The sequence below is a fragment of the Lentilactobacillus sp. TOM.63 genome (assembly GCF_030361045.1).
GTDB classification, from domain to species: domain Bacteria; phylum Bacillota; class Bacilli; order Lactobacillales; family Lactobacillaceae; genus Lentilactobacillus; species Lentilactobacillus dabitei.
Map to the genome: position 1 here is coordinate 1 of NZ_JAUCAP010000036.1, position 22,212 is coordinate 22,212.

Consider the following 22,212-nt stretch of genomic DNA (forward strand, 5'->3'; position numbering starts at 1 on the left):
ACTCGACTGGCAAACACCGTATCAGGTTATGCTGACAAATTTGTCCAAAAATTCGGATTAAATTTGCAATCTACCATATCACTAATGATTTTACGCGATATACTGGATCTATTCTTTGCTGAAACGCAATTGGAGGAAATTATATTGAATAATCGTGTCAAGAAGTCATTGTTCGTCGGCTTAGCAGCTTTAGGCTTTGTTGCCGCTGCTGGTGCCGCCAATGCGAACCCTGCAAGCGCCAAGACGTATGCAAAGGTTGTTTCAAACAAGACATTAACTGCTAACGCTACTGATCGTAACGTTAACTTTACTGGTAACAGTGCATTATACAGTAAAGCCGGTACTTTAAAGGGTGCCCGGGTTAAAGCAAGCAAGACCACTTTAAATGGTTTAGCATCATCAACTAGTTCAAAGAATAACGTTCGAGCTTATCGAGTTGCTACGACTAACCGTGGTTCTGTTTACTATAAGGTTGTTACTTATGATGGCCAATATCGTGGCTGGATCTACGGTGGTAAGACTGCCAACGTATTTGGCGGTGATGTTGAATCATACAGCACAACCACTGATCCAAAAGCAGCTGCGACAACTTCATCAAGCAACTCATCATCAGCAACCAGCACTTCAACCTCAAACCAAACCACTGGCTTAACTGATGCTCAGAAGTCAGCTACTTACAAGATTGCCACTACTGGTACTTCAAATGATGGTACTCAAGTAACTTACAAGACGCCAGCTTGGACTCAATACAAGCAAGGCCGCGTTATTACTGACTCAAGTAAGTACAAGGACGCTACTTTCAAGATTACCGATCAAACGACTCGGACTCGTGAAGGCGACCTTTGGGTTAAGGTTGAAGCAACTGACTCAGCCAACAGTGCCGCAAATGGTTGGATTAAGTTCAGTGGCTTGACTACTGGCACAACACCTACTGACAACTTTGATGCTAACAAGAGCGTTAAGATTGCTTATCGGGATGTGACAACTGGCAAGACGATTGACAAGACGAATGCTTGGACGACTGCTTCAGCCAACACCAAGCAAGGAGACGCTACTACAAATAATGTAGATAATAGTGGTCGCAGTTTAACCGATTATCTTGCTTCAGTTGCTGCCCCATCAGGATACTCGTATAAGTTAAGCTCTGGCACAACCGTTAATCCAGATCTTTCTAATTTGACGATCACACCAGCTGCAACAACTGCTAAGTTTGGTGATACGCTGACGGTTGATGTGACACCAAATGCTAAAGCAACCAAAGTTCAGTACTACTATGAATCAGCTGCTAATGGTAGCATCAAGCCAATGAGCGCATCTGACTTTGCTTATGGCTTCCCTGCATTAACTACTGACCAACAAAATAGTGCATTCCCAAGTACAACTGATAGCAGCGATTCATTTAACGTTGCTGACTACTTTGGCGACACTAAGACAACTAATAAGTTTGAAACAGCATTGAACGCTGCGGATAACGCCCACGTTGCTAAAGCTGGTTCTTTGACCTCACCAGGTACAAACAATAAGACAGGGAACCCTCACACTGGTTTCTTTGGCACATCGTTTAATAATGGAAATTCACGTTACTTCTATGTCTTCAATTCAGCAGATACAATTTCTAACAACACGCCTAAACAATCAAAGGGTGCGACTATTAAAGTCGTGATGCAGCAATTTGAAACGAACACCCAGTTACCAGATAAGGTAAATAACCAAAATGGTAACACCGATTACATTGCTAAGTAATCCCACATCTTAATCAACTTACACCACATATTCATGGATTAACTCATCTTTTTAATAGGGGGCTCGAACAATTAATTTTGTCGAGCCTTTTGTTATTTCTTCAAAATAATATGATTTGTACCATGCGGTTATTCAAGCTGATCGTGTGGGAACTCACTAAAGATTGGGACAAAAGGCGATTTGATCCCAGAGTTTAAGTTAAAAAAGCAATGCATTCCTGGTTTTGGAATGCATTGCTTTTTGGCTTAAATGGCGGGGATCAGCCGTTTGTTGCAAGTTTTATCAATATAAAATTGGAAAGCTGAGTTATATTTATAAATGGTTTGCCGACTAATGTCTCAACCTCATTGTCATTCATTAATGTTAAGTTTAGTAACGATAAATACTGCTGGTTTTTGCCGTTGTCTTCTTAGCAGTTGTTTTTGAGGTGGTTGCTTTCTTGGTGGTTGATGTTTTGCTCGTTGTTTTAATCATATCTTCTGGGTAATTCTTAATCATGAACTGGGCAATTTCGCGGCCCATCAGTTGATAAGTCATTGGATTTGGATGCAAGCGGCCATCGTTGAAGCGGTCGATATGGTTGGCGTCGGTGATGATTGGTTTGGTATCATTTCGCCAGTCGAGATAAGGGATGCTATTGTCCTTGAAGACTTCAGCTTCTGCATCGCGTAACTGGTTCATGGTGTAACCGCCCTGACCAGGCACCTCATCTGAGTTGACATTGCTGTCATAACGGGTCAGTGGCAAGATGCCATAAATAATCAGGTTCTTATTGTCTGACTTCATCTTCTTAATGTCATTATTCAGCTGGGTCTTAATGTCGTCCAGCGAATTAGTTGAGTGACCATAATCGTTGGTGCCATAAGCGATGGTTGCAACATTATAATTTTTGAAATTGTGCTCGTTGATAACTGTGTTCAAGTCGCCGGGAGTTTCAGCGTTACCGTCACCTTGAGACAAGAAAGCACCGTTATAGCCAACGTTAGTCACCTTAGCATTTAAATAACGGGATAACCAAGTTGGATAGCCCATATCATCAAGGGTCTGGTAGCCATCGTACCCGCAAGTAATCGAATCACCCATCGTAATGATTTTATTTGCTTTGAAATAATTGCTGTTTTTCATTGCGATATTAAAGGTTCCTTCCGCGATGCCTTCCAGGTTACCGTGCCAAACGTAACCGGTTTGTTTGCCGCTGCCGCTTCTGACATAGTAGAAAACGGAATTGCCACTGCCTTGAGCTGATCGGTCAATTGTCACCTTTTTGTAAGCATAGAAGGTGACATTGTCAAAATCTTTGGCGGATCCCAACGTTTTGGTTAAGCCGGAATCGGAATAGATGTAGCCTTTCTTCATGTGATAAGGCATGGGTTCGTCGGAAAGGTCAGTTGTGTTGATAACTGATGCAGGTTTGATATCTTCTTGTTCCTTATCTTTAGTTGCTTTGGAACTGGTCGTCTTAGTTGAAGTACTCGTAGTTGTTGTGGTCTTGGCAGTTGCCGCTTGAGTGGTCGTTAATCCGGCCATGCCCAGTGATGCGGCAAGGGCTGCAACTAGGTAGAATTTTCTGTGCATATTATTATCTCCTCAGAATGATTTCAATCAAGTCTAAATATAACATTGATATATTACGAGACATTTACACAATGGTGATAAATACATAACCAACTTGCCAAAATGCCTAAAGTACCTTAACATGAGACTATACATTTTTAAATATATTTAGAATGCGCCCAAGTCAGGGGATAACAATATTATGAGGAATAACCTTAAGAGCCGATTGCCAATTTATGCAGCATCATTTGCATTGGCAATGTTCGGACTTGGTATCCAGGGGAAAGCGGACGTGATGCCGCAGGATACAAGTCAAAAAACAACTGTTCAGGCTGAGGTCAAAACCGACTCCAGTAGTGCAGCAGGTACAGTTCATGATTCAAAAGCGGATGATTCAATTTCATATAAAGATGCCGACAATAATCATGTCAAGTCGACAGATGATTCTTCCAGCGATCAGAATAATAGTAGTAGCGATAATAGTTCAGATAGCAACGATTCAAGCTCATCTGACAGCAATAATTCAAGTGACACGTCAACTGATTCTTCAGATTCTAAGGCCGACGCTGGGACTGTGACTGATCAAAAGGGATCAACGACGAGTTCCGATACAAGTGCTAAAGACACTTCGACCAAGCAGGAAGATCCAGTTTCAAAAGATCCGGCCAGCACTGATTCAAACAACGATGTGGATAGTGGTACCGATACCACGGATGATGATACTAAGTCAACTGGTAAGACAAGCAATTCTACCAAGGCACCCGTTTCTCAAGCAATGATCGGCATTGGTAAGCAAGGGACCACAACGGAGGGGAGCACGGTTGATGATGTTTTGAAGACAATCATTGATGGTGTGCTCCCAAATGACCAACCGGACTCTGGGAAGACAGGTTCGACAGCAACCCCCCAATCATCAAGTTCAGTGGCGGTTGCGCCTTCAAGTGGAACTAGTCCAGCTTCAACCAATCCAAGCCAGTTTCCAGTTAATAAGCAATCAAAGATTAAGAAACCGGTGACCAGCAAGGACTTGGCCAAAGCGAACTTTGCTGAAGTTGTGGTTGAAAGCGATGGCAGTAGCAAGACGAAGAGCAAGACCAAACTGGTGACATTTGATAGATTTAGCAAGTCATTTTACAAGACACTCAGCAATAAAAAAGTGAACGCTGGCAGATTGACACCAATCAATGGTGATAAGGTCACAATCACAACCCCAGTCTCTCACGTAAAGTATTTGATGCATGACAAGACCAGTGTTTATGATATGTGGCCAATTATTGCGACAGTTGCCGTGATTGGGCTGGCCGGCTTGTCATTCTTCGTGTTTGATCCACTTAAATTCCTGTTCAAGTAGTCTGTGGTGGCTGGAAGGTTTTCAGCCGAAATGGTTAAGTAACATGATATCAAAGACTCATAATTGGAAATCCTGATTCTTAGGATGCCTGATTATGGGTCTTTTTGGAATCTAGTAGGTGTTAATTTGGCTATCATTCAAACAAACTTAAAAAGTTGAGAACTAATCCTTGCAAACGCTTCCAGATATGTTATTATATAGTCAAGGAAGGGAAAGGAAGTTCGAAGCATAGGGGTTTCACCTACTTTGAATGTTCTCTGATCCAAAGATTAATATGTTGGAATGTAACTAGATTATTTTCAAATGTTTCACAGTTTGAAATGACGGATGATTATTTTAAGTGTTAGAGTTTGGAAGTTTCAAGAAGTATTTAGGAACATGAAAGTTTAAGTATAAAGTACCATGCACAATGTATTTGAATCATAATGTTTCATAAGTCTCAAGAGAGTTTCAAATGTTTAAGAGTTAAAATAACAAAATTAATTCAGGTGATTAAGTGTTTGAATATAACAAGTTTGGTTTCAAATGTTTATGCAACCTGATGGCTCACTATTAATACCTGTTGGAGTAATTGAATGAGATTAACATAAAGAGGTCGCTTATAGTAAGTCAGATGGTTCCGCAGTCAAATTGATGAGATATCAAGTTGATACCAATTAGTTTCACGAAGAACCATTCGTTGATCGCACGGCAAATTTATCAAAAGTAAATTAAGAAAAGTGATTAACGTTTGCGGCAGATGGATCAACAATTAGTTAAATTGAGGCGATAAAACATTAAATTATTTATGAAGTGGGTATTAACCCCGATAATCCCTTCCACATAGGATTTAAACTCGTAGCATGTCAGAATGAGTTTAAATCCTATTTTTTTGTGTCGCTTTTAACGATGCTTCACTCCTTGCTAAGTTCCGCACAATGATTGGGCAACGTTCCTAGCTTTCTAATTTGATAAATGTTCACCGCCTAATCTTAACAACCGGTCATCCATGTGAATTTCCTGCTTTGTTGGGTTTCGACCACATCAAACACCCCGTGCCATATCAGGACTCGAATAATTAACAAGATGAACTTATTTCACAAATTTGCACTTCCTGGTTGTGGGAGCGAATGATCTTTGCTATAATGAAAGCGCAATCAGGAAAGTAAAAGGTATTACTTACCATTATTTCTGACCTTTCCAATTTACAATGTTCGCTTAATTGGGTATTCTATTCAGTAGAACTATTTCACATTTGGAAATTGAAACGGGGAAAAGGTGAATTCTATGGATTTTCGGCGGGTTATTGTTGTCGATCTATCAGCACTTGGTGTTGGTGAGGCCAAGAACGCCAATGAATTTAATTCAGTCGGTGCCGATATGCTTGGGCACATTGCTAATAAAGTGGTGGGTCACTTTAAGTTACCAACCCTGAGCAAATTAGGCTTGGGGAATATTCGTTTTGGTGATCCGATCCTTGGAATTGCCCCCGTGGACGTGCCGATTGGCTACTTTGGCAAAGTTCAAATGGCAAGCAAAGGGACGGACTTCAATTCTGGCTTGCGGGAAATGTTCGACTACCAATCTGACGTCAGAATTACCAGCTCTATTGACTCGGTCGTCTATAACGGCAAGGGGATTAACAAATCAATCGTCATTAGTAATTACGACAGTTACATATTTAATCAGGATTTAGCGACGATTCGCCCTGCTAATAGTGACGTTCGAGCATTTAGAGAATTGCATCAGCAGGCCAGCAGCTCAGGAAGCGGCTTGATCTACATGCGGACACTGGGTCTCCAGGAGTGCTGCCGACAAGCCGATATCGAGGGCTGCGCCAAATCATTGCGCTACATGGACCAACAACTCGCCGAGCTGATTAACGAATTGCATTCAACGGATCTACTGCTGATCACGTCCTCGTATGCCAACGATCCGACGTTCAGTACGACTCCAACGCGGGAATATCTGCCACTGATTGCATATGTACCATCTAATCCTGATGGGAAATCACTGGGCATTCGGCATTCATTTGCCGATGTGGCCGCAACAATCGCTGACATTTTCCATCTTGATGCTTCGCCGAAGTTTCTCAGGAGCAGTTTTCTTGGTGAACTGGCATAGTTCATCGTATGATTATTTTGGGTTTAAACTTTAAAACCAATTTCGTCTTATAAGGAGGATAGTCGTCAGCTTTTGTTTCTAGCCATTTTTGTTTATAAATTCAGAAAAGAGGATTTAAGAATATGCAATTAACCTATTTGCTGGTTAACGTTCTTGGTATTGTTGTCTACCTTGGAATCGCGTTATTATTTTCAAATGCCAAGAAAAGTATTAACTGGCGTTCTGTAGCTGTTGTGTTAGTGATTAACCTTGTCTTAGCCTGGATCTTGACGAGTTTTGCTTGGGGCCGTGATGCCGTTAAGGCTGCAGCCGATGGATTTAACTGGTTGGTCCAAGTTGCTTATCAAGGGATCAATTTTGCGCTGCCTAACTGGGTAACCACTCAGTACGGTGGAACTGCTAAATCAATGAACTTTGTCACCAGTGCGTTACTGCCAATCTTGATGATTGTCCCATTGTTTGATACCTTGACATACATAGGTGTCTTGCCTTGGATCATCAAGTGGGTTGGCCGGGGACTTTCATTCATTACCGGCGCTCCTAAGTTTGAATCATTCTTCGCCGTTGAAATGATGTTCCTTGGTAACACTGAGGCACTTGCCGTTTCATCACTCCAATTAAAGCAAATGTCTGCAAAGCGTAATTTGACTTTGGCAATGATGTCAATGTCATGTGTTACGGCTTCAATCATCGGTGCTTATACCCAAATGGTTCCTGGTCAATATGTTTTGACTGCGATTCCATTGAACGTGTTAAACGCCTTGATTATCACAAGCATTTTGAACCCAGTTAAGGTTACTCCTGAAGAAGATACCATCGCTAAAATGGGTGGTAGTGGTACGAGTGACGCAGCTGTTGAAGCTGGCGACGTTCAAGCCAACGGCAAACGGGAACCATACTTCTCATTCTTGGGTGATTCAATTCTTGGTGCCGGTCGTTTGATCTTAATCATTGCTGCTAACGTTATCGCCTTTGTTGCTTTAGCTGCTTTGATTGATAAGATCTTGGCCCTCTTCAACCCATGGTTATCATTGGAACACATCTTAGGGATCATCATGTTCCCATTTGCATGGTTAATGGGACTCGATGTCAGCCAAGCCTTCCAATTCGCTCAATTCATGGGAATGAAGTTGGTTACCAACGAATTTGTTGTTATGGGTAAGATTGCCGGGACAATCAACAACCTCAGCATCTTCCCAGCTCACTACCAAGCTCAATTGACTGTCTTCATTACGTCATTTGCTAACTTCTCAACCACTGGTATGATTATCGGGGCCTTCAAAGGCTTGGTTGACAAGGAAAAGAATGATTTGATCAGTAAGAATGTTTTGACAATGTTACTTTCAGGTATCTTGGTATCGCTGATGTCAGCTGGTATCGTTGGATTATTTGTTTGGTAATATCGAAAGTTAGAAAGTTAGGTTTTATTTTTGGATAAAAAGCAGCAAGCTGAAGCCGTAGCCAACAAGCTGCGGCTTCATGAGGCTATAAAAGATAAAGCACTCATTAAACGAGAGATCATTGCTGGAATTACCGGATTTTTCGCCATATCTTACATTATTATTGTCAATCCGGTTATTTTAAAAGATGCTGGGATCCCAGTTGATTTGAGTGTGTTTGCCACCATTATTTCTTCTCTGATCGGCTGTTTAATCATGGGATTCTGGGCGAACGCACCAGTTATTTTGACGCCAGGAATGGGGGTTAACGCCTTCTTCACCTACACGATTGTTGTCGCAATGGGCTTGTCATGGCAGGAAGCCTTAGCGATCTCAATTGTCTCAAGTGTGATCTATGTGATCGTTGCCTTTACCAAGCTCAGCGTTGTGCTGGCTAAGGGAATCCCGGAGACGCTTAAAGCAGGGATTACAGCTGGAATTGGATTATTTCTGGTGGAAATTGGGCTTGAAAAAGCGCAGTTGATTCAGCAGGGGAAAAATTCCATTCTGGCACTGGGAAATCTCACTAATCCGGCAACTTTGCTGGCAATCTTTGGCCTGTTGATTACCTTGTTCCTATTTGTACGCAACGTTACCGGGGGCTTCTTCATTGGGATTCTGGTCACTTCGATTGTGGGGATCTTATTTGGCATTAAGGACCAGGCTTCGCCATCTGTTGGCATCGGTGATATTACCAAATACACGGACGTGCTTGCCAAGGGCGACTTTAGTCAGGCTTTCAGCATTCCATTTATTCTGGCGGTATTCTCCATGACCATGATTTTGGTATTTGAATCGATGGGATTGCTGGAAGGCATTATGCCCAATCCTAAGAAATTCAAAAAAGCGTTTGAGGCCAGTTCCGTGACCAGCTTTCTTTCTGGCATTCTTGGAACCAGTCCAACGGTTGCCGCTGCCGAAAGTGCTTCTGCCATCGAAAGCGGTGGCCGGACTGGGCTAACTGCGATTGTAACCGGCGTGATGTTTGGCTTATCGCTGTTCTTTATCCCATTACTGTCATTTGTGCCTCAGGCGGCCATTTCACCCGTCATTATCATCACTGGTGCGTTGATGATGAACCAACTCAGCCGAATTAACATGTTCGACTTTTCGGATTGGTTTCCTGCATTCTTGATCGTGGTGATTATCCCATTTACTTCCAGCATTTCAACTGGATTGGCATTTGGGTTTGTGACCTATCCACTGCTGAAGATCGCTGCCGGCCGACAAAATGAATTGACGATCCCAACGTATGTTTTGGGTGCTTTGTTTCTCTGTGATCTCATTTTAAGTGCGTTACTATAGTGCATGTTTGGTTATTTGAGATTAACATGGGAACTGGGAATAACATTTTGGCTAAGAATGTCGTTGCCGCTATTAATAGTTATCAACGAAAGCGAACAGATTTAAGATTGTTCGCTTCCTGTTACTAAAAAAATTGTAAGCGTTTGATATAAGGAGGAGTTTGAACAATGACGATTAAAATTATCATGGATACTGATCCGGGAATTGACGATGCCGCTGCTTTAACGATGGCATTAAATGATCCCCAAATTGATTTGAAATTGATCACCAGTGTTGCTGGCAATGTGACTGTTGACAAGACAACTAAGAATGCTCAAAAGATTGTCCGGTTCTTCAATAAGAAGGTTCCGGTTGCTGCTGGTGCTAAACAACCGCTGATCAAAGAATTCGAGGACGCTGCCCGAATTCACGGCGAATCAGGGATGCCTGGCTATGATTTTCCTGAGGACTTGCCTAAGCCGCTTGATGTCAGTGCCGTTGAAGCTTTGCGAGACACCATTATGAGTAGTAACGAAAAGATCACATTGGTGCCAACCGGCTCATACACTAACGTTGCCTTACTATTCAGTGAATATCCTGAAGTGAAGGATCACATTGAACGCATCGTTGCCATGGGTGGCTCCCTTGGAAAGGGCAATATGACCAGTGCCGCTGAGTTTAACGTCTTCACTGACCCAGACGCCGCCCGCATCATGTACAATTCTGGCATTCCAATCACGATGGTCGGTTTGGACATTACAATGAAGGCGCTATTGACGCCAGATTCATTGGCAAAATTGGAAACCATGAACGAAACTGGTAAGATGCTTCACGATATCATCATCAATGATGGCGATAACAGCGACAAAGGGATTGCTATGCACGATGTCAACACAATCTTCTATCTACTTCACCCAGAAGCAATTAAGACTGAGAAAATGTGGATCGATATCGTCACAGATGGCCCAGCTATTGGTGAAACGGTTGGTGACATTCGCGGAGCTTACCACGATGGCAAGACCAATGCCAATGTTTGCGCGGATATTGACGCGGAAGCATTTAATAAGTGGTTCTTGGAAGAAGTTTCGAAGATTCAGAAATAAGAGTGGGATAATGGGTGATTTGATCCCAGAATTTAAGTGAAAAAAGTAATGCGTTCTGGTTTGTGGAATGCATTACTTTTTTTGCTTAAATAGCAGGGATCAGCCGTTTGTCGCAAGTTTTACCTGAGTGGCTATGGCGATCCAAGTGAATGATCACCGATTGGAAATCAGGAGATGTCGTTGTCTCTTTTTATTTTCTACAATTAAAGTCATCAATTATCATCCGCCCATTATCAGAATAATTAATGTGTTCAAACACCTTGTCATATAAGCGATTTTAAGTTAAAGTATAGTAAGACGTGAAACAGATTGTTTCACACACTGGGAGAAATAATAAATGAACAACGATCAATTTTTAAAGGCTCTTTTGGATAAAGGTATCGAAGTTACTGACAAGCAGATGAGTCAGTTCGATGCCTATTTTAAGCTGTTGGTGGAAGTTAATGAGCATGTTAACCTCACGACAATTACAGAAAGATCAGCCGTTTATTTAAAACATTTCTATGATTCGATAACGCCTGCTTTTTTTGTTTCACAGATTCAAACAGACCCTTTGACGATTTGTGACGTTGGGGCAGGAGCGGGATTTCCTTCAATTCCACTTAAAATCTTATTTCCCCAACTTAAAGTGACGATTGTTGACTCCTTGAATAAGCGCATTAATTTTCTCAAAACATTGATTAAAACCCTTGGGCTCGATGGTGTTGAGTTCTACCATGCGCGCGCTGAGGAATTTGGTGGTAAAAAGTCGCCTCACCGTCAGAGCTTTGACATTGTGACTGCCCGGGCGGTTGCTCGGATGACAGTGTTGAGTGAATTGTGCTTACCGTTAGTCAAAAAAGGCGGCAAATTAATCGCTATGAAGGCTGCCAAAGCTGAGGATGAGTTAACCGATGCCAAGGCCGCTATCCAACTTTTGGGCGGTCAAGTCAGCGATGATTACGAGTTCACATTGCCAATTTCTGATGAACTCAGGCACATTATTGTGATTAATAAGATTAACGATACCCCTAAAAAATATCCACGAAAGCCAGGAACTCCCAACCGGGAGCCACTGACAAAATAAACGATAAGGAGGGATGACTAATGGCGTATGTGATTTCACTTGCCAACCAAAAAGGCGGTGTCGGTAAGACCACGACTGCTGTGAATTTAGGTGCTGGCATGGCTTCGTTGGGCAAAAAAATTTTGCTGGTTGATGCTGATGCGCAGGGAAATGCCACCAGCGGCGTTGGGATTTCAAAGGCAGACATCAAAAAAGATATTTATGACGTGTTAGTTAATGAAGAACCAATGAAGGAAACAATCACCCATACTTCTCACGAAGGCTTGGATATCGTGCCGGCCACGATTCAATTGTCCGGAGCTGAAATCGAATTAACACCACAAATGGCCCGGGAAACCCGGTTAAAGGCCGCACTGGATGCCGTTAAAGATCAATATGATTTTGTGTTGATCGATTGCCCACCATCACTTGGGCTGATCACGGTCAATGCGTTTACGGCCAGCGATTCAATTCTAATTCCAGTCCAAAGCGAGTATTATGCGCTAGAGGGGCTCAGTCAGTTGTTAAATACAATTGACCTTGTTCGCAAGCACTTTAATCCTAACCTAAAAATCGAAGGCGTTCTCCTAACAATGTTTGATGCCCGAACCAATTTGGGTGAGCAGGTTAATGCGGAAGTCCGGAAGTATTTCAAGGATGAAGTCTACGACACAGTCATTCCCCGAAACGTTCGTCTGTCCGAGGCACCAAGTTATGGTTTGCCAATTATGGATTACGATCCCAAATCAAAGGGTGCAGAAAAATATATGAGCTTGGCGAAAGAGGTGCTGGCAAATCATGGCTAATAAGAAGAAACCCACTGGGCTGGGAAAGGGAATTGAGGCCCTTTTCCAGGATAATAATGTTGATACCAGCAAGGAAGATGTCATTGACATAAAAGTCAGTGAAATCAAGCCTAATCCATACCAACCACGGCATCGATTTGATGAGAAGGCTCTTCAGGATTTAGCTGTTTCCATCAAGAATTCCGGGGTGTTCCAACCAATCATTGTCCGTCAACCCAATCCAGAAGTTGATACTTATGAATTATTGACTGGTGAACGACGACTGCGGGCTTCCAAGATTGCTAAGCAAGCCACGATCCCGGCAATTGTTCGGGACGCGACTGAAGAACAAATGATGGAAATTGCTGTAATGGAAAACTTGCAGCGAGAGGATTTAACCACCCTTGAAGAAGCCGAAGCGTATAATATGTTAATGACTAGACTTGATCTGACTCAGGCGCAAGTGGCATCAAGATTAGGTAAGAGCCGACCCTACATTGCCAACTATCTGCGAATTCTGGGATTACCCTCAGAAGTGAAGGATCTCTTAGAAGATAACAAACTGTCAATGGGCCAAGCCCGGACGTTGTTGTCGGTTAATAACAAGCAGGATTTGATTAAGTTGGCCGAAAAATCGGTCGCTGAATCTATGACGGTTCGCCAATTAGAACAGGCAGCTGCCAAGATTAACGGCAAAAAGGGTGCCAAGCAGAAGAAGGCCCCTCGCAAGTCACCGTTTGTCAGGGCATCCGAAGGTCAACTTCAAGAAAAGTTTGGGACTCAAGTTTCGATCGTCAATTCATCCCGGAAAAAGGGAAAGGGTAAGATTGAGATTGAATATGGGTCAGTCGATGATTTGAACCGGTTACTTGAGATGTTTGGCGTGAATTTGGACTAGTTTTTAAAATAGGAAGAGGTTGTTAGGATGTATGACCTTCACGATATTGTTGAAATGAAAAAGCCTCATCCATGTGGCACCAATCGCTGGGAGATCATTCGGATGGGCGCCGATATTAAAATTCAGTGCACTGGTTGTGGGCACATTGTGATGATGCCCCGCCGTGAATTTGATCACAAATTAAAGAAACTACTTGAAAAAGCTGAAAAATAAACTGAAAGAAGAGTTGTTAAGTTATGTCACTAACTGCAGGAATCGTTGGATTACCGAACGTCGGCAAGTCGACACTTTTTAATGCGATTACCAAGGCCGGAGCGGAAATGGCCAACTATCCATTTGCGACGATTGATCCTAATGTGGGGATGGTTGAAGTCCCCGACAAACGGTTGGATCGGATTCAAGAATTAATTCCAGCAAAAAAGGTGGTACCAACCACGTTTGAATTTACCGATATCGCTGGGATTGTTAAGGGTGCCAGCAAGGGTGAAGGACTTGGAAATAAGTTCCTGGAAAATATCCGCCAAGTTGATGCCATTGTGCACGTTGTCCGGGCTTTTGATGATGACAATATCACCACTGTCACGGGAAAAGTGGACCCAATCGATGATATCGAAACCATCAATTTGGAGCTGGGCATTTCTGATCTTGACGCCGTTAATAAGCGTTTGGGCAAAGTTCAACGGGCTGCCAAGGGTGCTGACAAAGAAGCCAAGGCCGAACTCGCTGTGCTTGAAAAGATCAAGCCAGTCCTTGAAGACGGCGGCTCTGTTCGGTCAATTGATTTTGACGAAGACGAACAAAAGATTGTGAAAGGGTTGTTCTTGTTAACTAGCAAGCCAGTTCTGTACGTTGCCAATATTGCCGAAGATGACATGGCTGACCCGGAGAACTCAAAGTATTTTGGCGAGATCAAAGACTTTGCTGACAAGGAAGGGGCCCAAGCCATTGCAGTGGCTGCGGAACCAGAGGAAGAAATTGCTGAGTTGGACGATGCCGAAAAGAAAGAATTTTTGGAGGCAGAGGGGGTAAAGGAGCCAGGGTTAAACCGGCTTATTCGCGCCTCATACCGACTTTTAGGCCTGGAAACATTCTTCACTGCAGGTGGCAAAGAAACTCGTGCCTGGACGTTTAAGAAGGGTACAAAGGCCCCTCAAGCAGCTGGGATCATCCATTCTGATTTTGAACGGGGCTTTATCAGAGCAGAAATTATGGCTTTTGAAGACTTGGATAAGTATGAAACCCCAGCAGCTGTCAAAGATGCCGGTAAGCTGCGTCTTGAAGGCAAAGATTATGTGATGCAGGATGGGGATATTGTTGAATTTAGGTTCAATGTTTAGAGTGCGACGAGCAACGGGTGATGCGGTTTCTAAGGCAAGCTTGGTTTGAATCCCGGTTTTGGATTTGAACCAAGTTTGCCTTAGAAGTTAGCATCAGTTGTGTCGGAGCACGTTTCTACTAGGTAGTCTGAAAACTTGCAGAATATTTCTTATTTTTATCATCTGTAACATAATTTTAAACAGAATATAGGACAGCTGTGCAAAGCAACAATCGGAGTGTAAGCACCTCCCTCGAAAATTCCAAACCCGGGAATTTCCAAGTGAGGAGACTTACACTCCGATTGATAACCGCTTTGCGCCGCTCACTAAACAAGGAGCGAAACAAGTGAGTAGTAATAACGATGAAACAAAACAAAATATGAGCGCTCGTGAAAAAAATGCGCACGTTCATCAAGATCGGGATCGGTCTGCCAAAATTCTCCATTCCCAATTTGATAACATTGGGTTAACCAAACGTAATTCTGACTATATGTACAAGTTTAATCAGGCCCTTGCCGGCACAAAGTTGACGGCTGCCCAAAAGACTGAAACGATCAATAAGATGGTTCAGGAATTACTTGAGGGTCAAAAATCAGGCAGGACTGCCCGAAATATGTGGGGAACCGTTGAAGAACGGATTCAATTTATTGTGAACCCGCCTAAGCGTAAGCCTGATCCAAAGCGGGATTATTGGCCAAATGCGGGCTACAACGCATTGCTATTCTTCATGATCTTTACATTCATGTACGGCATTATTAGTTTTTTCCCCGCAAAAAATGGTCCTCAACCCGTCATGGGAATCACTGGAATCATTCTGAGTGCAGCGATTGCTGGTGTTGGAATTCCACTAGTAACGATGATGTTTACACCCGGAGTTAAGCACAAATACTCTATCTGGATCCGAATTGTGATTATGATTCTGTTCGTTGTTGTTTGGATGGGAATCTTTACTGGCGCTGCAATGCTGCCAGCTGTGATTAATCCGGCTCTTAATCGCTATGTTTATATCGCCCTTGGCTTGCTAAGTGCCGGTGGCTCTTGGTGGTACAAGCGAAACTTCAATATTACAGGTGGTTTGTTCTAAAGTTTTACACCCCAAAAATTGCTCAAAACCTGCTTGGTAGACAGTCATACCAGCAGGTTTTGTTTGATCTCAGCAAAACACGAACGTTAAGATTCTGGTAGTTCGAATTGATTGCAGAAATCGTAAATTAATTCCGATAAAGTCCTTTAACTATTTGAAAAGTTCGTGTATAATCGATAACAACTTTTAAGAACCCGTTGCTTCGTAATTGGATTAATTCATGAGACAACGATGAGATTTTAGTAAAGATCATTGCTTGTTTTGAATGAACATGATATGTTACTAAGCAACCTAAAAAATAAAGGAGCGAGATAGATGGTTAGTTGGGATAGTAAGTTCGGTAAAAAAGGCTTGACGTTTGATGATGTGCTGTTGATTCCTGCAGCGAGTGATGTATTACCAAATGATGTGGATCTATCAGTACAATTGGCTGACAATTTGAAGTTGAATGTTCCTTTCATCAGTGCCGGAATGGACACTGTTACCGAATCAAAGATGGCGATTGCTTTGGCAAAGCTCGGTGGCCTTGGCGTTGTTCACAAGAATCTCAGTATCGAAGCACAGGCTGGTGAAGTTGCAAAGGTTAAGGCAGTCAAAAAGACCGCCGATACACCTAAAGCCGCTGTCGACAAGAACGGTGCATTGTTGGTTGCTGCTGCTGTGGGGGTTTCCGCCGATACATTTGATCGCGCTTCAGCCTTGCTCAAAGCGGGTGCCGATGCAATTGTGATTGATACCGCCCATGGTCATTCAGCTGGTGTTTTAAGAAAGATTGCTGAAATTCGTGATCACTATCCCGATACAACCTTAATCGCAGGTAACGTCGCAACTGCTGCTGGTACAGAAGCTTTATACCAAGCCGGTGTTGATGTTGTCAAAGTTGGAATTGGTCCTGGCTCAATTTGTACGACTCGAGTTGTTGCCGGTGTTGGAGTTCCCCAGATAACTGCCGTTTATGACGCTGCTTCAGTTGCTCGAAAATGGGGTAAGCCAATCATTGCCGATGGTGGGATTCAATATTCTGGTGATATTGTCAAAGCACTGGCCGCTGGTGGTACTGCCGTTATGCTTGGTAGCATGTTAGCTGGTACCGAAGAAGCTCCCGGCGATGTTTACGAAGAAAATGGCAAAAAATACAAATCATACCGTGGTATGGGGAGTGTGGCTGCTATGGAACAACAACATGGTTCAGCTGACCGTTACTTCCAAGGCGGTGTGAGCGAAGCCAACAAGTTGGTTCCTGAGGGTATTGAAGGTGAAGTTGAGTACAAAGGCAGCATCAACGACATCGTCTTCCAAATGGTCGGCGGCCTTCGTTCAGGAATGGGGTACACGGGTTCCGCAACCGTTAAAGATCTCAACGACAACGCTCAGTTTGTTGAAATTTCCAATGCAGGATTACGCGAATCACATCCACATGATATTACGATTACTAAGAAAGCACCTAATTACGAACCTGAAAATTAATTGTAAAAGACTGGGAAATAGGCGTTTAGATCCCAGAATTTATCAAAAAAATGCGGTCATTCCCGATTTTGGAATGATCGCATTTTTTCGTTAAATGGCAACAATCAGCCGTTTTTCACCGACTTTATAGGCAGTGACTGGTCTAGCATATAAGGGGATCCTGATTAACATTTAAGCTGCCAATTTTAACAACTACCGGCAACCTTATGAGCGTCAACCCAGCCGCGCACGTTGTGTTGAGTGCTGATGACATAAATATAGCTGCTCTGATGCTGGGATTCTTTGATAACTGCTCGTTTAATAGAAATTACTGGTAAATAGTCGGCGTTGTGATCGACATGATACACGATTTTGCTGAAGTGAAGGTTATTATAAATATTTGCGTCATTACTCACGAAGACGTTGCTCTTCTGAAGACGAGTTATCTGGATTGTTGAGCGACTGGCTGACTCAGCATCAACTGGAGTTGTTTTAAAAGCAACGGTGATCCCCATAGATATCATGAGGGTCACGATCATTAATTGAATACTGTTGCGATCTTTGTAGGTCATAGCAGTTCCGTCCTTTCTTAAAATCATTCCCAAAAATAGTATAACATCATGATATCCAACTGACTCAATAGACGAGAACCGATCAATCACTAACTCCATTTATCAGCTTAAGTCACTAATTAAAAATCATTTAGCATATATTCTCTCGAAAACATAATACATTTATCATATAATATAATCGAATTTAGGTTGTTTCGATTAAGGTGTAAAGGACTTGGGGAGGTATTGAGGGTGCTCAAAAGGATCATGGTAATGATGCAAGCATTTTTATTGATGATGGTAGGTTATTTTTGCTTATCGGTTTCTGCTGCAGCACCGATTACTCCCCACGGAACGGCTCGATTTCCAACCGCTACTGCTACTATCAATATCTCGCATAACTCGACTCAGTACAAACACATTTGGGAGCGGGCAGTTCAGGCATGGAACCGAACCGGTGCTTTCACTTTTGTGCTGACGAAGTCAAAAGCGATGGTGACATCCACAACTGACACCAAACTTAGTGCCGATTATGCAGGTATGGCGTATATCGTCGTCAACAAACAGGGATATCTCAGCCACGTCGACACAGAAATTAATCCGGTCACGTTTAAAGTTTTCAAGTATTCGACTAGTGAAATGGTCAACGTTGCTGAGCATGAATTGGGTCACGCGATTGGATTGAATCACAATTCAAATCGAGCTAGTGTCATGTATCCGACCAACCGCTATTATAGTATTCAGCGAGTAGATATTGAAGGGGTGAACCGGTTCTATGGTGCTCAATCCAAGATGGTTAAATTACCCAGTCGCAGCGGAACTTTCCTGGATCCGGCCATTGATATTCAATCGAAGACAGTGTTTGATCACTTTGATTCACTGTCGTTTTCGACTTTCGAATATACGCCATTGGAATCTGAAGCGGAGCTGAGCCTGGTGGAATGCTTACAGGGTGAACAAGAGCTATTGGAGAAATTAGCATCTATTAATAGTGTCTAAAAGACTGGAACAGCGAGAGCAATCAGACTTCCAGACAACTGTTAATTGCAGAAGCTATCCTGAGGCAATTTGATCTCAGAATTTAAGTAAAAAAGCAATGCTTGGTTTTGGAATGCATTGCTTTTTGGCCTGAATATTGTGAAATCGGCTAAGTTCCAAATTTCTCTTTTCCAATCCAGCTGATCACTCACTTAACGTTTACTGGATCTCTAAAGATAATTTTCTTATTCCGCATCGAAACTTGATCCATTTGAGTTGCATATAGTTGTTGAACGCTTTGAGTATCGACTTTTTGAATACTATAATAACGATTGGCAGCAAACATCACGCTGGCCCGGTTGGGATTGTGGAGAAGGCCAAGTGCGTGACCTAGTTCGTGTTCGGCGACATTAACCTTTTCAGCCGTCGAGTAATCATATGCAGCCAACGTTTGGGGGTTCAGTTCACTGGTAACTGATTGCATATAACCATCGCTACCGGTTGTGATGTAGGTCATTCCCGTATAGCTGCCGCTCAAGCTTGTATTTGTAGAGGTGTTGATTTGAGCACTTGAATCGGATGTGAGGACAAATTCAAATACCCCGGTTTGATTCCACGCTGTAACGGCCTTATTCCAAATTTTTTGATATTTAGCCGAATTGTTCGAGGTGTTAATTGTGGCGGTTGCCGATTCCCAACGGGCAGTGCCATGGGGGGTTATTTCGGCAGCAGAAACGGCCAATGAAGTGACAATTAGTAATGTGGTTATGATGACGATTGAACCGCTAATTTTAATGAATTTTTTGAGCACAATGAGCACTTCCTTTGGCTAATCAAACCAATGAAAATAGCTTGATTGAGATAAATAGAAACTTATCAATATAACCATTTCATTCTATTGTTATTATAATCTGAAGAAGTTTGATAAACAATGAATTAGGTTTCTAGAAATCCGTAACCATGGAGAAGCTGATTTAATAAGTGATGCCGATTATAAACGGTATTGTAGGTAAAATGTTTTAATGTTGCTTGGTTATTTTGTGAAAGTGTTCTATATTTGTTATATATAATCTTTAATTAATGGAGGAAGAATTCCGGTGGCGACTACGAACGTTCTTGAACAACCCTATATCAATATCACTAATATCATCTGGAGCTTTGATCATGTAACCAATCAGGTGAACATTTTATTAGTCAAGCGGGATAATGCGCCATACAAAGATTTTTGGGCGTTGCCAGAAACATTTATGAGATTCCAAGAAAGTGCTGATGATGCGGCGTTACGATTGGTAAAAGAAAAAATTGGCATGGAATTATCGGACAGCCATACTGAGCAGCTGGCAACTTTTACTAATAAGCTGCGGACTCCGGGTTCCCGGGCATTGTCCTTGGCATATATGACTTTTTTACCCGATAAGCCAGAACTTAAGGCAGGTTACGGGGCCGCAGATGCCCGTTGGTTTGCGATGGGGTATACCGAACAGCGATACCGGTTTTCAAATGGCGATCGCTCCTTTGAAACCGCCAAAGATGTCAGCGAAACGACCTACTATGAACAATTTGCGGCCAACCAGGCGCATCCGGACCAGCATCTGGCCTACGATCATGAATGGATCCTCAAAATTGCTTGTGATCGAATCCGCAACAAGCTTGATTACCAGCCCAATATTTTGCTGGTGCTGGGGGCAACATTCACGTTGAAAGATGCCCGGCTTGTATATTCGCCATTTTTAAAAACCCCCGTTAATCAGATTGATAATTCGAATTTTAAGAAGAGCCATCGAAAGTTATTTACCGATATTGGCACAACGGCTGCGAAACGACCTGGTCGCCCAGCCCGTTTATACAAGCTGGCCTACATTGGGGCTTGAATTAATCGGCAAATGGCGTTAGGGTATAATAAAAGTTTTGAATACTTTTATTTAGGCTAATAAAAGTTAATTTTACTTAAATTTAGCGAATTAAAAAGAAGGATGACTTATGGATAATTTATCAATGTTAACCGACTTGTATGAACTTTCGATGGCAAATGGTTACCAACAAACGATTCCTGACGAAGAAGGGGTCTTTGATGTCTTCTTTCGCAAGGTACCAGATAAGGGGAGTTTTGTCGTGGTCGCCGGCCTCCAACAGGTTGTCGAAGGGTTGCGCAACTTCCATTTTGACCAAAGTGATATCAATTACCTACGTTCCTTGGGATTGTTCAAAGAAGACTTCTTGGAGTATTTGAAGAATTTTCATTTTGACTGTCAGGTATCGGCTATCCCTGAAGGCACGCCAGTTTTTCCGCGAGAACCACTACTGACAATCCGCGGACCGCTGCTGCAGACTCAGTTGTTTGAAACGATGGTTCTCAACTTGATGAACCATCAATCACTGATTGCCACTAAAGCTCGTCGAATCACGTATGCTGCTGGCAAACGACCGGTGATGGAGTTCGGTGCCCGTAGAGCTCAGGGCCCAAGCAGTGCAACGTATGGTGCCCGGGCAGCTGTGATTGGCGGCTGCTCCAGCACGTCCAACGTTTTGGCCGCTAAGAAGTTTGGCATTCCAGCTGCCGGCACCATGGCCCATGCCTGGATTGAAGCTTTCCCGGATGAGTTGACCGCCTTTGAAAAATGGGCTGACGTTTATCCGGATACCGCGGCACTATTGGTTGATACCTACGACGTCTTGAAGTCCGGGGTTCCAAATGCGATTAAAGTATTTAAAAAGCTCAAAGCAAGTGGTCACAAACCGGTTGGCATCCGAATTGATTCAGGTGATATTACCCAACTAGCTCGTGGTGCCCGCAAGCTCCTCGATGATGCCGGTCTCCCAGAAGTGAAGATTACCGCTTCAAACGCGTTGGACGAACACGTTGTGATGTCCTTGCTGAATGAAGGGGCGCCACTGGATAATTTCGGAATTGGGGAAAATTTGATCACTAGTGCGTCATCGCCTGTTTTAAGTGGGGTTTATAAATTGGCTGCCGTTTCAGATGGCGGCAAACTCGTTCCGAAGATTAAAGTGAGTGCCAGTCGCGAAAAGGTGACCCTGCCAGGCTTGAAACAGGTTTATCGATTATATCACCATGGGACTAAGCAGGCCTTTGCCGATGTGATTGCATTGAAAGATGAAAAGTTGAATGACCAATTGGATGTCGTGAAGGCTAATCCATTGGCCACAAAACGAGATCAGTTCCTCACGGATTTTGATGCGGTCCCTCTTCAAGAAGCCGTCTTAGAGGGTGAAAACCTCAAGGCAGAATTACCGGACGTTTTCGAGATTCAAAAGCATAGTAAAGTGTTATTAAGTGAATTGCCTTCCGCCACTCAACGATTGGTTAATCCCGATGAATTCCCTGTGTATGTAACCCATGCATTGGATCAGATGCAGGAGAAGTTGTTGGAGGCAGAGGGAAAGTAGACTAGCGATTGTTTGAGCCACTGACTTTGGGTTGGTGGTTTTTTTTGTTACACTCCGGTTATTAACCGCTTGGTTCCGCGCACTTTTTCTAGGACCGCTCCTCCAAGCAGCAATCTGCACATAA

The 22,212-nt window shown here is 42.9% G+C and carries 19 protein-coding genes; 16 read left to right on the plus strand and 3 right to left on the minus strand.

The genetic code is table 11. From position 1 onward, the window contains the following. Window positions 1-144 precede the first annotated feature (144 nt). Complete coding sequence (locus tag QUF07_RS08185) at window positions 145-1,743, plus strand: S-layer protein (protein WP_289427173.1); 1,599 nt, start codon at window positions 145-147, stop codon at window positions 1,741-1,743. A 369-nt stretch (window positions 1,744-2,112) separates the two neighbouring features. Here QUF07_RS08185 and QUF07_RS08190 read toward each other — a convergent pair whose 3' ends face one another. Then, window positions 2,113-3,318: an SGNH/GDSL hydrolase family protein gene (locus QUF07_RS08190; protein WP_217165312.1), complete on the minus strand. Its 1,206-nt coding sequence runs from the start codon at window positions 3,316-3,318 to the stop codon at window positions 2,113-2,115. A gap of 181 nt (window positions 3,319-3,499) precedes the next feature. Between QUF07_RS08190 and QUF07_RS08195 the strand changes: the two genes are divergently transcribed. The 12 genes from QUF07_RS08195 (at window position 3,500) to guaB (ending at window position 17,172) form a co-directional block, all read left to right on the plus strand. Then, window positions 3,500-4,648 carry a hypothetical protein gene (locus tag QUF07_RS08195; protein WP_217165314.1) on the plus strand — a complete coding sequence of 383 codons (1,149 nt, stop codon included), beginning with the start codon at window positions 3,500-3,502 and terminating at the stop codon, window positions 4,646-4,648. A gap of 1,266 nt (window positions 4,649-5,914) precedes the next feature. Beyond that, a complete protein-coding gene (locus tag QUF07_RS08200; RefSeq protein WP_217165002.1) occupies window positions 5,915-6,751 on the plus strand; it encodes an alkaline phosphatase family protein in 837 nt (278 codons plus the stop codon). Window positions 6,752-6,873: 122 nt separating this feature from the next. Continuing rightward, window positions 6,874-8,151: a NupC/NupG family nucleoside CNT transporter gene (locus QUF07_RS08205; protein WP_217165000.1), complete on the plus strand. Its 1,278-nt coding sequence runs from the start codon at window positions 6,874-6,876 to the stop codon at window positions 8,149-8,151. Window positions 8,152-8,181: 30 nt separating this feature from the next. Next, window positions 8,182-9,495 (plus strand): NCS2 family permease, encoded by a 1,314-nt coding sequence (locus QUF07_RS08210; protein ID WP_217164999.1) that lies wholly within the window; start codon window positions 8,182-8,184, stop codon window positions 9,493-9,495. Between the two features lie 167 nt (window positions 9,496-9,662). Beyond that, the gene (gene rihC / locus QUF07_RS08215) at window positions 9,663-10,577 is read left to right on the plus strand and encodes a ribonucleoside hydrolase RihC (RefSeq protein WP_217164997.1); all 915 of its coding nucleotides are present in this window, start codon (window positions 9,663-9,665) and stop codon (window positions 10,575-10,577) included. A gap of 337 nt (window positions 10,578-10,914) precedes the next feature. Beyond that, window positions 10,915-11,643, plus strand: coding sequence for a 16S rRNA (guanine(527)-N(7))-methyltransferase RsmG (rsmG, locus tag QUF07_RS08220; RefSeq protein WP_289427174.1), 729 nt, complete (start codon window positions 10,915-10,917; stop codon window positions 11,641-11,643). Window positions 11,644-11,663: 20 nt separating this feature from the next. Further along, complete coding sequence (locus QUF07_RS08225) at window positions 11,664-12,428, plus strand: ParA family protein (protein WP_217164993.1); 765 nt, start codon at window positions 11,664-11,666, stop codon at window positions 12,426-12,428. Beyond that, the gene (locus QUF07_RS08230; RefSeq protein WP_217164991.1) at window positions 12,421-13,305 is read left to right on the plus strand and encodes a ParB/RepB/Spo0J family partition protein; all 885 of its coding nucleotides are present in this window, start codon (window positions 12,421-12,423) and stop codon (window positions 13,303-13,305) included. The genes QUF07_RS08225 and QUF07_RS08230 overlap by 8 nt, the downstream gene beginning before the upstream one ends. A 27-nt stretch (window positions 13,306-13,332) precedes the next feature. Next, window positions 13,333-13,518, plus strand: coding sequence for a DUF951 domain-containing protein (locus QUF07_RS08235; RefSeq protein ID WP_054746844.1), 186 nt, complete (start codon window positions 13,333-13,335; stop codon window positions 13,516-13,518). Window positions 13,519-13,541: 23 nt separating this feature from the next. Further along, complete coding sequence (gene ychF / locus QUF07_RS08240) at window positions 13,542-14,642, plus strand: redox-regulated ATPase YchF (RefSeq protein ID WP_217164989.1); 1,101 nt, start codon at window positions 13,542-13,544, stop codon at window positions 14,640-14,642. A 358-nt stretch (window positions 14,643-15,000) separates the two neighbouring features. Further along, the gene (locus QUF07_RS08245) at window positions 15,001-15,705 is read left to right on the plus strand and encodes a DUF1129 family protein (RefSeq protein WP_217165004.1); all 705 of its coding nucleotides are present in this window, start codon (window positions 15,001-15,003) and stop codon (window positions 15,703-15,705) included. A 315-nt stretch (window positions 15,706-16,020) separates the two neighbouring features. After that, window positions 16,021-17,172 (plus strand): IMP dehydrogenase, encoded by a 1,152-nt coding sequence (gene guaB / locus QUF07_RS08250; RefSeq protein WP_056983319.1) that lies wholly within the window; start codon window positions 16,021-16,023, stop codon window positions 17,170-17,172. 185 nt (window positions 17,173-17,357) lie between these two features. On the opposite strand, the gene QUF07_RS08255 is transcribed toward guaB, so the two are convergent. Continuing rightward, window positions 17,358-17,723: a hypothetical protein gene (locus QUF07_RS08255; protein ID WP_217342203.1), complete on the minus strand. Its 366-nt coding sequence runs from the start codon at window positions 17,721-17,723 to the stop codon at window positions 17,358-17,360. 231 nt (window positions 17,724-17,954) lie between these two features. On the opposite strand from QUF07_RS08255, the gene QUF07_RS08260 reads away from it, so the two are divergent. Further along, window positions 17,955-18,701 (plus strand): matrixin family metalloprotease, encoded by a 747-nt coding sequence (locus QUF07_RS08260; RefSeq protein ID WP_289427177.1) that lies wholly within the window; start codon window positions 17,955-17,957, stop codon window positions 18,699-18,701. A 187-nt stretch (window positions 18,702-18,888) separates the two neighbouring features. Here QUF07_RS08260 and QUF07_RS08265 read toward each other — a convergent pair whose 3' ends face one another. Then, window positions 18,889-19,491, minus strand: a complete 603-nt coding sequence (locus QUF07_RS08265; RefSeq protein WP_289427178.1) for a matrixin family metalloprotease — start codon at window positions 19,489-19,491, stop codon at window positions 18,889-18,891. 286 nt (window positions 19,492-19,777) lie between these two features. Between QUF07_RS08265 and QUF07_RS08270 the strand changes: the two genes are divergently transcribed. Both QUF07_RS08270 and QUF07_RS08275 read left to right on the plus strand, forming a co-directional pair. Then, window positions 19,778-20,551 carry an NrtR DNA-binding winged helix domain-containing protein gene (locus QUF07_RS08270; protein WP_217164162.1) on the plus strand — a complete coding sequence of 258 codons (774 nt, stop codon included), beginning with the start codon at window positions 19,778-19,780 and terminating at the stop codon, window positions 20,549-20,551. A 109-nt stretch (window positions 20,552-20,660) separates the two neighbouring features. Beyond that, on the plus strand, window positions 20,661-22,088 hold the full coding sequence (locus QUF07_RS08275) for a nicotinate phosphoribosyltransferase (RefSeq protein WP_217164164.1): 1,428 nt from the start codon (window positions 20,661-20,663) through the stop codon (window positions 22,086-22,088). The last annotated feature ends 124 nt before the right edge of the window (window positions 22,089-22,212 follow it).

What these genes read in the sequence shown, in the direction of transcription:
- QUF07_RS08190 (WP_217165312.1), bottom strand. Translation starts at nt 3,318, where the DNA reads ATGCACAGAAAATTCTACCTAGTTGCAGCCCTTGCCGCATCACTGGGC.
- QUF07_RS08195 (WP_217165314.1), top strand. Translation starts at nt 3,500, where the DNA reads ATGAGGAATAACCTTAAGAGCCGATTGCCAATTTATGCAGCATCATTT.
- QUF07_RS08200 (WP_217165002.1), top strand. Translation starts at nt 5,915, where the DNA reads ATGGATTTTCGGCGGGTTATTGTTGTCGATCTATCAGCACTTGGTGTT.
- QUF07_RS08205 (WP_217165000.1), top strand. Translation starts at nt 6,874, where the DNA reads ATGCAATTAACCTATTTGCTGGTTAACGTTCTTGGTATTGTTGTCTAC.
- rihC (WP_217164997.1), top strand. Translation starts at nt 9,663, where the DNA reads ATGACGATTAAAATTATCATGGATACTGATCCGGGAATTGACGATGCC.
- rsmG (WP_289427174.1), top strand. Translation starts at nt 10,915, where the DNA reads ATGAACAACGATCAATTTTTAAAGGCTCTTTTGGATAAAGGTATCGAA.
- QUF07_RS08225 (WP_217164993.1), top strand. Translation starts at nt 11,664, where the DNA reads ATGGCGTATGTGATTTCACTTGCCAACCAAAAAGGCGGTGTCGGTAAG.
- QUF07_RS08230 (WP_217164991.1), top strand. Translation starts at nt 12,421, where the DNA reads ATGGCTAATAAGAAGAAACCCACTGGGCTGGGAAAGGGAATTGAGGCC.
- QUF07_RS08235 (WP_054746844.1), top strand. Translation starts at nt 13,333, where the DNA reads ATGTATGACCTTCACGATATTGTTGAAATGAAAAAGCCTCATCCATGT.
- ychF (WP_217164989.1), top strand. Translation starts at nt 13,542, where the DNA reads ATGTCACTAACTGCAGGAATCGTTGGATTACCGAACGTCGGCAAGTCG.
- QUF07_RS08245 (WP_217165004.1), top strand. Translation starts at nt 15,001, where the DNA reads ATGAGCGCTCGTGAAAAAAATGCGCACGTTCATCAAGATCGGGATCGG.
- guaB (WP_056983319.1), top strand. Translation starts at nt 16,021, where the DNA reads ATGGTTAGTTGGGATAGTAAGTTCGGTAAAAAAGGCTTGACGTTTGAT.
- QUF07_RS08255 (WP_217342203.1), bottom strand. Translation starts at nt 17,723, where the DNA reads ATGACCTACAAAGATCGCAACAGTATTCAATTAATGATCGTGACCCTC.
- QUF07_RS08275 (WP_217164164.1), top strand. Translation starts at nt 20,661, where the DNA reads ATGGATAATTTATCAATGTTAACCGACTTGTATGAACTTTCGATGGCA.